Source organism: Paenibacillus sp. FSL H7-0331, assembly GCF_001956045.1.
In genome coordinates, this window is sequence record NZ_MRTH01000002.1 from 345446 (window position 1) to 358504 (window position 13059).

Consider the following 13059-nt stretch of genomic DNA (forward strand, 5'->3'; position numbering starts at 1 on the left):
ATATGACAACAGGGTTTAAGTCTTCAAAAGTGTATTACGGATGGGTGGTTGTCCTGATCACCTTCGTAACGCTGCTTGTATCTGCGGGTATTCGTTCCATGCCAAGTATTTTCATGCTGCCATTTGAAAAAGAGTTCGGATGGAGCCGCGGAGGCATATCCAGCGTCATCTCGATTGGTATATTTTTATACGGATTAGTAGGACCATTCTCGGCAGCATTTCTGCAAAAGTTCGGCATTCGAAGAGTGATGGTCGCATCACTGGCCGTATTGGCTGGCAGTCTCCTGATTACGCCTTATATGACTGCACTCTGGCAGTTTGAGCTGTTATGGGGATTGGTCGCAGGACTTGCCACAGGCATGATGGCGAACGTATTGGGTGTAACCGTTACGAATCAATGGTTCGTTAAACGCAGGGGACTCGTGGTTGGATTGCTTACGGCAAGCGCTGCTACAGGGCAGCTGCTATTCCTTCCCATGTTGGCTCAAATTACGGTTGCAGTGGGCTGGAGATATGCGATTTATACAGCTGTTGCGGCGCTTCTAGTCCTGTTGGTCATCGTTGCTATATGGATGCGAAATTCTCCGTATGATGTGGGGGCCGCACCCTATGGGACAGAGGAACTTGTCAAGCCCGTTCCATTCCAGGGGAATTTGTTTCTGACACCTCTATTGGCACTGCGTTCTGCTTTAAAGAACAAAACTTTTTGGCTGCTGGCGGGAACCTTCTTTTTCTGTGGTTTTTCGACCAATGGCTTGATTGGTACCCATCTCATCCCGGCGTGCGGTGACTATGGGATACCAGAAGTTATGGCAGCGGGCTTGCTCGCCATGATGGGTTTGTTTGACCTGGTCGGTACGACATTGTCCGGTTGGCTGTCAGACCGTTACGATAATCGCAAGCTGCTGTTTACGTATTATGGTCTTCGTGGACTTTCGTTACTATTCTTACCGTTTGCTTTGAATGCAAGTCCTGCGGTACTCATGATTTTCACTGTTTTTTATGGTCTGGATTGGATTGCAACCGTACCGCCTACCGTTAAACTGGCATCCATGGAATTTGGCAAGGAAAAAGCGGGGATGATCTTTGGCTGGATCGTGGTGGCGCATCAAATCGGCGCTTCGGTGGCTGCTTATGGAGCAGGTGTGATGAGAGAGCTGCTAGGCAGCTATACAGTTCCTTTTGTTGCGGCTGGTTTCGTTTGCTTATTTGCCGCGCTCATGGCGATACGCATTTCCCAAAGCACCAGTGCAGCGCAGCAGACTCAGGCGTGAGCAGCCATGTATCAGATATTGAAATAAACAGATTGCTACTTGGAGCCAGCTTAAGTAAAATAGAAGGGAATTTGAAGTTTTTGAAAAGAGGGTAACGAATGAACAAGGAATCCATTTTCGGATTAACATTTGATCAACTGACTGCGTGGCTTCTGGAGCACGGGCATAAAAAATTTCGAGCGGCACAAGTCTGGGATTGGCTATATAAAAAACGGGTAACAGACTTTTTTGAGATGACGGATGTCAATCCTGATTGTGTTCAAGTATTGGCGGATCATTTTGTAATCCACACTTTGCAACAGCATATCAAGCAGGAATCGGCGGACGGTACGAGAAAGTTTTTGTTCAAGCTGAAGGATGGCAATCTGATTGAAACGGTTATGATGCGGCACAAATACGGTTTATCGGTTTGCGTCACCACGCAGGTTGGCTGTAACATCGGCTGCAGCTTTTGTGCGAGCGGCTTGTTAGCCAAAAAAAGAGATTTAACCGGCGGGGAAATCATCGAGCAAATTATGAACGTACAGCATCATCTGGACATAGAAGAGCCAGGTAAAGTGGTGAGTCATCTTGTGGTCATGGGGATTGGCGAGCCCTTTGATAATTTTGAGAATATGATGAATTTCCTGAAAATCGCCACGGATCGAAAAGGACTTACGATTGCGGCCAGACATATTACGGTATCGACGAGTGGACTTGCTAATAAAATAGTCGAATTTGCCGACACGAAGCTGCCGGTCAACCTGGCAATTTCCTTGCATGCACCAAATAATGAGCTTCGAACCCGTATTATGAAAATCAACAAAGCCATTCCGATTGAAAAATTAATGCAGTCCGTTGATTATTATTTGGAAAAAGCGAATCGGAAAATTACATTTGAATATATTTTGCTCAAAGATGTCAATGATCATAGGCAGGAAGCTGAGGAATTGGCCGATCTGCTTGGTAACAGAAGACATTATGTGAACCTGATCCCCTACAATCCTGTGGATGAGCACAGTCAATATCAAAGAAGCGATCAGGAGTCGGTGCTGGCTTTTTATGATACCTTGAAGAAGAGAGGCATTAACTGTGGTATCCGTCATGAGCATGGTACGGATATTGATGCCGCTTGCGGACAGCTGCGAAGTAAACAAATTCAAGTGGCGCAAGCACAATAACACTACACAGATCGAGCTTGGCAGCATATCGAATCGTAAGGCCCACATCAACTTGATGTTGGGTCTTTTTGTTATGGCTGCGGGATAAATGTTGGAGGTATTGGAATAATAAACTAAGCTTCTTATGAAATGGGGGATCAGGCATGTTTACTAATTTTTTAAAATACAAGAAATCATCCCGCGCCGAAATCCAGGAAAATCAAGACTTCCAGCCATTCCAGAAAGAAAATCTTCATCCCAATCTGCACAATAATATGGACACCATAAAAACCGTATTAGGCAATAGCTCCGATGTCATCTTCAGGGAATTTCAAATTGCCGGGGGTATTCAGGCTGCTGTTGTATGTACCGATGGTTTATGTGACCCGATAACTGTTTCTGATTTTGTTGTAAAAAGCTCGATGCATGCTCAGGATAAGACTTTGATCCCCAACCAGAATAACCCGGAAACGATAGTCCAAACCGTCAAGGAACAGTTAGTCACTTTTTGGGATATAAGAGAACTTTCGGATTGGAAGCAGCTTTATCTTGCTGTGTTATCTGGAGATTCTGTTCTTATGCTGGATGGCTGTGATATAGCGTTAGCTGCTGGAACCAGAGGAGGCGAAAACCGGAGTATTACGGAGCCTTCCACTCAAACTGTCATCCGCGGACCGAAAGAGGGCTTCACAGAATCCTTTCGTACCAACACTTCATTAATACGCAGAAAAATAAAAAGCCCGAAATTATGGCTGGAAGAAAAAACGATTGGTGAAGTGACTCTTACCACAGTTGGCATCATGTATATACAAGGAATTGCCAATGAAAGCATTGTTCAAGAAGTGAGAAACCGTCTGGACGGGATACTTGTTGATGGGATCCTGGAATCGGGATATATAGAAGACTTGATTCAGGACGGTGTATGGACGCCGTTTCCGACGGTTTTTAACAGTGAAAGGCCGGATGTAATAGCTGCCGGTTTACTTGAAGGGAGGATTGCTATCCTCGTCGATGGAACACCTTTTGTACTGCTTGTTCCTGTAGTGCTTACCAGCTTTCTGCAAGCGGCTGAGGACTACTACCAGCGTTATGATTTTGGTACGTTATTGCGGATACTTCGCTTTTGTTCCTTATTTATTGCTTTACTATTCCCTTCCCTTTATGTGGCGATAGCCTCCTATCATCAGGAAACGCTGCCTACCTCCCTGGTGCTGAATTTGGCCGCTCAACGTGAAGGTGTACCCTTTCCACCCATTTTGGAAGCTTTTCTAATGGAAGTTGTATTTGAAGTGCTGCGAGAAGCCGGAGTCAGGATGCCAAGCACCGTAGGTAATACGATTTCTATTGTTGGCGCTCTGGTCATTGGTCAGTCTGCTGTAGAAGCGGGCGTTATCTCTCCAGCCATGGTGATCGTCGTGTCATTTACAGCCATCACTAATTTTGTTATTCCTTCCTTTAACTTTGGTATTGCCCTGAGATTGCTGCGCTTTGTTTTTTTGGTTTTAGCCGGTACGCTGGGGATGTACGGAATTGCAGTAGGCTTACTCATTTTTGTATTGCATCTTAGCAGTTTACGTTCGTTTGGGGTTCCTTATTTAAAACCTTTCTCACCGTTCATAGCCACAGAGCAAAAGGATGCTTTATTTCGATTTCCCATTTGGGCTATGAATACTCGTCCTCATTTTGCAAGTAAAAATTTAGTGCGTGAGGCTCCTGATCAAAAGCCGCAGAAACCGCCTGGAGATCGTTCTAGAGATGATGAATAAACACAGATTGCGAATCAATATGATGATCCTGCTGCTGTTGCTTACCATGCTTCTAGGGGGATGCTGGGATATCAAGTATTTGGATGAGCTTTCCATCGTCATCGCTATTGGTTTGGATAAAGCCGAGGGAGAGGATATTGCCGTTACCGTGCAAATCGTAAATTCAAGTGAAATGACTAGCGGAGGGAATAAGAGCAGCGGGAGCGGTGCCAGTTCTACGGTTACCTATAGAGAAACAGGTCAGACGATATTGGAAGCGACGCGGAAAATCATCAATAAAAACTCAAGAAAATTATATTTTGCACACAATCAGGTGCTTATCATAGGGGAAGAATTGGCCCGTAAAGGAGTTAGACCGTTATTTGAATATATCGATCGCAGTCCTGAGCTCCGTACGGATTTTTTTCTGCTGATAGCCAAAGATGCCAAAGCGGAAGATGTGCTAAGCATCAATACGCCTATCGCCAAAATTCCCGGTATCAAAATCAATCAAAATGTCAGGAATGTGGAAAAAAGCCTGGGAATCTCCTATAAGGTGAATATTCGTGATGTCATTGAGATGATGGGGACTGGAAAAAAAGAAATAGTAGCTGGGAGCATTGAAATCATTGGGGATAAAAGCAAAGGCAATAGTAAAGAAAGCGTAAGTAAAATCAAAATTGATACGTATTTAAAGCTAAGAGGCATGGCGGTATTTAAGGATGAAAAACTGATTCATTTCTTCGAGCCTCTGGAATCAAGAGGGAATACATGGATTCAGGACAAGATTAATAATACGGTTATCAATGTTCCATGTGAACAAGCCGGCAAAGTCACTGTTGAAATCATGCACTCCAAAACAAATGTGAAGGCGAAGGTTAAAGAAGGAAAACCGTTGATTAAGATTCGTGTAGAGCAAGAAGCCAATATCGGAGAAAATTTTTGTGAGAATATGGATGTTTCCAGCAAGGAAGCCTTTACTGAAATAACCAAGAAAACGAATGATCAAACGAAGCTCGAGATTCTTGCTGCAATCCATAAAGCGCAAAAATGGAAAACGGATATATTCGGTTTTGCTGATTACACTTACAAAGCGGATCCGGGCTATTGGAAACAAAATAAGAACAATTGGGAAGATATCTTCGCTGAAATTCCTGTAGAGATCGAGGTCCATACGAATATTAAAAGAGAAGGAATACGCAATAAATCGTATTACAAATAGGTGGCAGGAAGTTATCAGGAGGAGAGATAGGTATGCTTACCGTTTGGGGAGTACTCATAGTTGGAGCAGCTATTATTTTCCTGGAGGGTCGTGTACTGCTGAAACGCAAAAGCAAGAAGGAGATGATTGTTTTTTCTTCGTTCATGATCATTGCGATGCTATTTTACATGGGGGTGGGACTCCATCTTCCAATTCCCACCCCGGCCGAAGTGCTTGGGAACATCCTCAATCCACTGGTTAGCCCTATTGATAAATGGATGAAAGAAGGTACCTCATGATTGAGAATGGAAAAATATCCCTTTTGCAATTTGGTATCATTGTTTTCATGTACACGTTAGGAAGTGCGGTTTTATTGGTGCCTTCCTTACTTGCGACTATAGCCAAACAGGATGCATGGATTACTATTCTGATAACGGTTCCTGTAGTACTATTGTTAATTCTAATTTGGACACAACTTGCCCGTATGTTTCCTCATGAAAGTGTAATCCAATATACGGAGCACATTTTGGGGAAATGGCTCGGGAAAGTGGTCGGTCTGCTGTATTTGATTTATTTTATGTTTCTTAGCGCACTGGTGCTTAGAAATGTAGGCGGATTTATTACCACACATGTGCTCATAGAAACACCGATGCAATTTGTCCATATTATATTTATGGTCGCTGTGGTTTATGGTGCCTATTTGGGACTTGAGGTTTTATCAAGAACCAGTGAAATATTTTTCCCATGGGTACTGTTGATTTATTTTTTGGCAAGTGTACTGTTGATTGGAAATATCGATTTGGCCAGATTATTACCCATATTACCTGATGGCTGGATGCCACCCATAAAAGCGATGTATCCGCTGCTCGGATTCCCTATGAGCGAATTAGTTATATTTTTGCTTCTAATACCATTTGTTAACAGGCAGGACAAGGTGAGGAAGTACTTCAACCTGTTTATGATGATGAATATTGCATTCGGTGCTATTATCGTGTTGATAACCATATCGGTTTTGGGTGCGGACATTACAGCAAGAAGCACTTTTGCCGTCTTTGACGTAGCCAAAGAAATTGTCATTGGCAAATTTTTATCGCGAGTTGAGATTATGGTAGGAGGCATCTGGATTATGACCATATTTGTGAAATTATCCTTTTGCTTTTATGTTACCAATCTGGCAATCGCGCAATTTTTCAAAATGAAAAGCTATCGTGTAACCATTCTACCATTCGCATTCATCGTGGTTGCTTTATCGATGATCGTTTATAAAGACACAGGTGAATTTTTTTGGTTTTCAATGGGAGCTTATCCGATCTACAGCCTGTTTCACGGATTGATTATTCCGTTGCTTTTACTCTGTGTAGCCAAGATGAGGAAATTAAAAGGTAGTGAAGTCGCGCAGAATTCCGCGAAATAGATCGAAACACTTTCATCACCCCCTCTCTCGATTCATCATATATTTACAATTTCAATTCATATATGCTATAATGCGAGGATGTCTTAACTTATAGTGGTGGTTTCTGTGAATATCCGAATAACAACAATACGAAAATGTCCTTAAACCTTGACCGGAATCGGTCAAGGTTTTTTGTTTCCTTAGGGAAAAAGTTCTGGTGGGGGGAATAAATGATGGTGCTGGGTAAGAAGGATGCTTCAATGCTTGCTGTATGGATAAGCTTGATCAGCAATGTGCTGCTCACTGTAATGAAGCTATTGGTAGGTCTATTATTTAACAGCCCGGTGTTACTGGCCGATGGGGTCCATAACGCGGGTGATGTTATTGCAACTATAGCTGCGTTGAGCTCCATGCGTATATCCAAGCAGCCTGCCGATGAAGATCATCCTTATGGACATGGAAAGGCAGAGGTACTCGCTTCTGGCATCGTAGCGGTTATTATGGGACTAGCTGCTGTGTATATTGGCTTTGAGGCGGTATCTGCTTTTTTTGAAGAGCCCTCACAAGCGAGTATTATCGCCTTAATTGCAGCGGCTCTCTCTTTAATATGGAAACAGGTCCTATACGTGTATACGATCCGAATTGGTAAACAGACGAATAGCAAAGGGTTAATTGCAACCGCATATGATCATCTTGCTGACGTATATGCATCGCTTGCAGCGGTTGTCGGGATCGGTCTCGCATTCATTGGGGAAACGTATCATATTCCTTATTTATCATATGGAGATCCCGCGGCGGGTATCATTGTGTCGATATTAGTATTAAAGCTTGCCATTGAAATGTCGCTGGAAACGGTAGGTATTCTGATGGATAAGACTGTAAGTATCGAAAAACTTAATGAATATGCGGCTTTGATCCAGACCATCTCACAAGTGAAACGAATCGACCGCTTGCGCGCCAGAGAACACGGTCACTACATACTCGTGGATGTCAGGGTAAGCATTCCGGGTGAATTAAGCATTCAAGAGGGTCATGATATTTCCCGCAAAATTAAAGGTGCCATTATCGATAGCCACAATGATGTGGATGAAGTGTTAATTCATTTGAACCCGTGGTACCCAGCAGAATCCAGATAGGCTGACGTTATTTTCATTATTTTTTCATAGGAATTAGGTATTATAAGAAGCATCAACCATAACCTCTGCGTTATAGTAGGAGCATACTTATGAAACCAACAGATGAACGTCATTCAAGACCATTAACGTGGATACCGGAAAAAGAACGAGTCTGGTTGTTAGCGGCAGCAGTTGTGTCCCTATTCATTATGATATGGGGGCTTTGGAGTATGATTCATTTATCTGCTTCTGTGCTGCACAGCAAAAGATTCGAATTTACTTTTAAAAATTATGGTTCGAATGCGCGGCTTGCGCTTTTCGTTGTTCTCGCAAACTATGTGCTTATGTTGGTTTTGCAGAAGCGGTTGGTAGATCGTTGGAGCAGCCTGAAAAAATGGACAATCACACTGTGGCGATCCATTCGGTCTTTGCATACGCCTATTGCCATCATAGCAATCGGATTCATTGTACTTCATGTGGTTGCAGTATTCATGTATGGCTTCAAGTATAATTTCAATAACATCAGTGGACTGCTGGCTTTGTTAGCCCTTCTTCCGGTTCCGGTCTCAGGTTTATTCAGATACAAGAAGTTGGATCGAAAGTGGCATTTGCGATTTGGACTAGCGTTTGCGGTACTATTTCTCATTCATTCTTTTGTATAGAAGACCTGGCCATAGGCCAGGTTTTTATTTTTAGATAAGGTACTAATCTTAACGGTTTCTTACTCTATACAGGCTATACCCCAGATTAGCTACCAGCAGCCCTGCGAGTAAAAAGGACAAGCCTCCGATCCATACATTCACAACCACACTCGTGATAGCAGCTACCATTCCAAACAGGATCTGCTCACGATATTTGCCGGGTGAGGTCGGTGGATCGCTGAGCATGAAGAACGAGAGGAACAACACAGCGTTAATAAAAGGGATACGAAAGATATCGTTAACATCGAGCGCATGATAGAACGATATTGCTGTAAATAAGGCAAAGTACGTGCCGAGAAAACCGAAAATTAGTGGGAATTTATTCACTTTATTAACGACCAGATAGCCTCCGACAGCAAGAAATACAAGGGTCCATCCTGGAAGTGCAGATAATCCACCCCACCATTCGTGTCCGCTGGAAAATAACAGCAGGACGGCGAGAAGACCCACCGCGGCAGGATTAAAAATAGGTTTTTTCTTTATACGGAGTACATGCTTGGAAATAATGGCGATAGCCACTGCTGCAGCTGTGATCAACCAACTGGAAGCGGGGCTTAATACCAACGCGATAATAAGGCCAGTGAGTATGGCACCATCTGGTACACGTCTTTTTCGTTTCAGCATGTCCATCAAACCGTAATCCAGTACCCCGGCTGTGCTAACAGCGATCACGATATTCACAATGCCTTGGAAAGACAACGAGCCGAAGGAAGCGATCCCGGTTAAAGCGAGCAGAATAATCAGTACATAGCCCTTGGGAGTTTTCAAAAAAGGATGTTTTCGATTCATCGGTTTATTGTTTTCATGGATTTCACTCATACCAATACCTCTTCATGTCGTTTGTCATATATAACTGTAAAGAAGAAGTAATCCACAGTCCTTGAAGCTCTGCTTCGTCTAGCCATTGCCTTCCTAGTTCATATCCCAGCACAAAAGCAGCCGTAGAAGCGCCATCAGCAAGCATTGCGAAGGGGGCGACAACCGTGCAGCTATACAAATCTTCACGGGAGGCTTGATTAAGAGGATTAATAAGATGGTGGTTCCCACTGTGTTTGCTGATTCGTTCATAGCTCCCCGAGGTGCACACTGCCATATCGCTGATGCTTAGGGTACAAATCGTAAGATCCTTTTCAAGGGGATGACGTATCCCTATTCGCCAAGGCTGACGATTCTCATTCGTGCCCCCAGCATAAATGTCTCCACCCGCATCGATATAAAATCCCTCGAAGCCTTCCAATATTCGTTTGCCTAAATCGATAGCCATACCTTTGGCAATGGCTCCCAGATCGAGGACGAGGGGCTTTGACAGCTTCACAGTCCGACGAATTTCATCGATCTCAATATCCTTATAGCTCGCGGCGGGTGTTGCATCCGTTATAGGCAGAGGGATACTACCATTCAAATAATGACGGGCGAACCCTTTTTCCTCCATAAGTCTTCCTATTGTTGGGTCGAAAACGCCATTCGTCATCTCTGCCAGCTCTATGGAGAAGCGTATCGCTTCAAACAATAATGGACTAACCGTAACGGCTGAGCCTATATGGTGGCTAATTTTTCTAATCTCGCTGTTCTCATCAAAACGGCTGCAGGTTGCTTCCACAAAGGTAAACAGATCAAACACCTGATCGATGCTTTGATGCATGAATTGCTCTGAATGGACAGAAACTACTTTTACCGTAATCAGGGTATCCATACATATCGCAGTACGCACTACGCTTTTCATCTTCATGACAGCTGCTGTGCTTTATTTAATGCTTGTTGAACAGCTTCGATAAAATCTTTGGAGCTATTGGTAGCTCTGCTGACAGTATCAATATTGGCACTTTGCTTATCGATGACTTGCTGCGGTAAGCTCTCAATGTAGGTGACGGGGTAACGCGTAGCGCTGCGAGTAATTTCCACATTGGCGATGCTGCCCTTTTGAATCGTTACCGCCACCTCTACGGTACCAAAACGGTTAGTTCCTGATCCGGTGTAGCTTCCATCCTTGTATTTGGCGTTCGTACCTGAAGGCTGTACTGCTGTCGGGGTGGAAGGTTTGGGGCTTGAGTTTGAGTTCGAGCTTGAATGTCGCTGCGGCCGATCTATAGGTCGAACCTGCTCACTTGAGCTTGAGCTTGTAGCTGAGGTCATGACGGACTCTGTTGGATGCATGGCCTGAAGGCTCTGCGGTTCCGTAACGACATAACCAGCTGCATACACAATACCAATTGCTGTAGAACATAATGCTATGAGCTTCTTTCCGATAATAGCCATAGTTGATTTTCCTTTCTTAAGTACCTAAGTACGCTCTTATATATTGATCATAGGATAAGTGAATGAAAAAATCATGAAAGTTTGGCTGCTAGCAAATCGGACAAGTCGTTCTATTTCTTCATTATTTTTTCATGGAATTTTGCTATGCTTATAGTTAACTATAGGAGCGTGAAAGAAGGGCGGGGCCATGAGAATATTACTGGTGGAGGATGACGTCAAGCTCGGCTTTTTAATTGAATACAAGCTTAAGCATGAAGGCCACCAAGTAGATTGGGCAAAGAACTCGGAGGAAGCTGAATGTTTATTTGCAGCAGAGGCGTACGATCTCTATATCTTGGATTGGATGATTCCGGGGAAAACAGGACTTGAGCTATGTAAGGAGCGGAGGAAGCAGAAGGATAGCACGGCCATACTGATGCTGACTGCACGCGATGCTGTCGAGGACAGGGTAAAGGGCTTGGTGGATGGAGCAGACGATTATTTGGTCAAACCGTTTGCTTTTGAAGAGCTGTTTGCCCGTATGACTGCGTTGGATCGTAGAAAACAGACAAGCGGATACGAAGAAAGCTGCACATCTCATAGTTTGAAGCTAAACTTGCAAACGCAAGAGGCAAGTCGTGATGGGTCCATGATCTATTTAACGAAAAGGGAATTTCAGCTGCTATCCTTCCTGATGCGAAACCCCGATCAGGTATTATCCAGGGAGCGAATTTTGAATTATGTGTGGGGAACCGAAGCTGATGTGACATTAAATGCGGTAGATGCTACTGTAAAGCTGCTCCGTAAGAAGATCGACGATCCCTACACGAACAAAGTGATTCAAAGCGTTCATGGACGGGGCTATCGTTTTTCGGATTCAGGGGCTGTTTCACATGATTAAAAAAACACGAAGAAATCTCTTTATCATTTATAGTGTGATTATCGGGCTAATTCTGATTATAATGGCTGTAACCTTTTACTTGATGCTGTCAGGTGTGCTTGCAAGAGATGAACATACACGACTTGAAGCAGCTTCAGCAAAAGCGCAAATGGAATGGCAAAGAAGGATGACGAATCCAATCGGCGGTACGAATGACAATAGAGATATGAAGGATAATCGTCCACCACATAAAATGGAATGGGAGTTTTTACAAAGCAACCAAGCTGCCGTTGTTACAGATATGAATGGTCAAATCCTGTCGCAATCCTTAGTACGAAATCCATTAGTTACGGAAGGCTACTTAAGAGAAATCCAGATTCAGGCTATCAACAATAAGCCTTATGTCCTGCAGCATATAGAGATTGACAACCGAAGCTATGCAGTCATGAGTATGGATATGAACAATCTACGCGGAATTAGGTTGTACATTGCCGAGGATATCAGCAATCAAAAGCACCTCCTTACAGAAATGCGATGGCTGCTGGGCGGGGTATCGATTCTGCTGCTGGTTGTGGCCTCGATCCTCGGTTATATTTTGGCTGGACGGGCGATGATTCCAATCACTCGTTCTTATGAGCGGCAAAAAGCCTTTACTGCTGACGCCTCCCATGAGCTGCGAACGCCGCTTAGCGTGCTGCAAGCATCTATGGAAATATTGGAGGAACAAAAGCAGCAGCTGCCGTCCATTCATCAATTGGTTATGGGACATATGAAGGATGAAATCCATCGGATGATTCGGCTCACAGAAAATCTGCTGCTGCTGGCTCGAAGTGATTCCGCTATGCAGCTAAGCCAGTTGGAGCTATTCGACCTTCGTCAAACCATTGTGAGCACAATGGATCGTATGCGGCTTGCCGCACAAGCCAAACAAATCTTTATCGAGGCTCACGTGGACAGCTTGAAAGAAGGCCTGTCTTACAAAGGGGATGCCGATCAGATCAGTCAGCTGTTATATATCCTTCTCGACAATGCCGTGAAATTTTCAGATGTTGAAGGATCTGTGATTGTGCGTTCAGAGTCTTACGCCAAAGGGGGAATCGAAATTACGATTGCCGACAGAGGCTGCGGAATCCCGGCGGAAGATATTCCTCATATATTCGAACGGTTTTATAGGGTTGATAAGGCAAGGTCACGCGAATCTGGAGGAACAGGCCTCGGACTATCGATTGCAGCTCGAGTTGTGCATAATCATGGAGGCGAGTTAACGGTCAAGAGCTCAGTTGATCAAGGCAGCGTATTTATCATCCGACTCCCTGAAATGGGATGACTATTCACTCCTTCAGGATACTTTTTCTGACATAAACAATTAGGCTGAA

Annotated in this window: 13 protein-coding genes; 10 read left to right on the forward strand and 3 right to left on the reverse strand. The window is 43.9% G+C overall.

The genetic code is table 11. From position 1 onward, the window contains the following. The first annotated feature begins 2 nt into the window (after window positions 1-2). The 8 genes from BK127_RS04315 (at window position 3) to BK127_RS04350 (ending at window position 8529) form a co-directional block, all read left to right on the forward strand. On the forward strand, window positions 3-1274 hold the full coding sequence (locus BK127_RS04315) for an MFS transporter (protein ID WP_076228761.1): 1272 nt from the start codon (window positions 3-5) through the stop codon (window positions 1272-1274). 98 nt (window positions 1275-1372) lie between these two features. After that, window positions 1373-2434 (forward strand): dual-specificity RNA methyltransferase RlmN, encoded by a 1062-nt coding sequence (gene rlmN, locus BK127_RS04320; protein WP_076228762.1) that lies wholly within the window; start codon window positions 1373-1375, stop codon window positions 2432-2434. Window positions 2435-2577: 143 nt separating this feature from the next. Beyond that, window positions 2578-4179: a spore germination protein gene (locus BK127_RS04325; protein ID WP_076228763.1), complete on the forward strand. Its 1602-nt coding sequence runs from the start codon at window positions 2578-2580 to the stop codon at window positions 4177-4179. Then, window positions 4172-5380, forward strand: a complete 1209-nt coding sequence (locus BK127_RS04330; RefSeq protein ID WP_179097379.1) for a Ger(x)C family spore germination protein — start codon at window positions 4172-4174, stop codon at window positions 5378-5380. Before BK127_RS04325 ends, BK127_RS04330 begins: the two co-directional genes overlap by 8 nt. Before the next feature lie 32 nt (window positions 5381-5412). After that, window positions 5413-5658 (forward strand): hypothetical protein, encoded by a 246-nt coding sequence (locus BK127_RS42905; protein WP_076228765.1) that lies wholly within the window; start codon window positions 5413-5415, stop codon window positions 5656-5658. Next, window positions 5655-6773, forward strand: coding sequence for a GerAB/ArcD/ProY family transporter (locus BK127_RS04340; protein WP_076228766.1), 1119 nt, complete (start codon window positions 5655-5657; stop codon window positions 6771-6773). The genes BK127_RS42905 and BK127_RS04340 overlap by 4 nt, the downstream gene beginning before the upstream one ends. A 212-nt stretch (window positions 6774-6985) precedes the next feature. Continuing rightward, window positions 6986-7888: a cation diffusion facilitator family transporter gene (locus BK127_RS04345; RefSeq protein ID WP_144026371.1), complete on the forward strand. Its 903-nt coding sequence runs from the start codon at window positions 6986-6988 to the stop codon at window positions 7886-7888. An 89-nt stretch (window positions 7889-7977) separates the two neighbouring features. Beyond that, the gene (locus BK127_RS04350; RefSeq protein WP_144026358.1) at window positions 7978-8529 is read left to right on the forward strand and encodes a hypothetical protein; all 552 of its coding nucleotides are present in this window, start codon (window positions 7978-7980) and stop codon (window positions 8527-8529) included. 48 nt (window positions 8530-8577) lie between these two features. Here the strand turns inward: BK127_RS04350 and BK127_RS04355 are convergent, their stop codons facing one another. From BK127_RS04355 to BK127_RS04365, 3 genes are read right to left on the reverse strand one after another with little or no spacing between them, the layout of a single operon-like run. Beyond that, window positions 8578-9387, reverse strand: coding sequence for an RnfABCDGE type electron transport complex subunit D (locus tag BK127_RS04355; RefSeq protein ID WP_076228769.1), 810 nt, complete (start codon window positions 9385-9387; stop codon window positions 8578-8580). Then, on the reverse strand, window positions 9380-10291 hold the full coding sequence (locus BK127_RS04360; protein ID WP_076228770.1) for an FAD:protein FMN transferase: 912 nt from the start codon (window positions 10289-10291) through the stop codon (window positions 9380-9382). Before BK127_RS04360 ends, BK127_RS04355 begins: the two co-directional genes overlap by 8 nt. 2 nt (window positions 10292-10293) lie before the next feature. Then, window positions 10294-10824, reverse strand: a complete 531-nt coding sequence (locus BK127_RS04365; protein WP_076228771.1) for an FMN-binding protein — start codon at window positions 10822-10824, stop codon at window positions 10294-10296. Between the two features lie 187 nt (window positions 10825-11011). Between BK127_RS04365 and BK127_RS04370 the strand changes: the two genes are divergently transcribed. Both BK127_RS04370 and BK127_RS04375 read left to right on the forward strand, forming a co-directional pair. Next, a complete protein-coding gene (locus BK127_RS04370) occupies window positions 11012-11704 on the forward strand; it encodes a response regulator transcription factor (protein ID WP_076228772.1) in 693 nt (230 codons plus the stop codon). After that, the gene (locus tag BK127_RS04375) at window positions 11697-13010 is read left to right on the forward strand and encodes a sensor histidine kinase (RefSeq protein ID WP_076228773.1); all 1314 of its coding nucleotides are present in this window, start codon (window positions 11697-11699) and stop codon (window positions 13008-13010) included. The genes BK127_RS04370 and BK127_RS04375 overlap by 8 nt, the downstream gene beginning before the upstream one ends. Window positions 13011-13059: the final 49 nt, after the last annotated feature.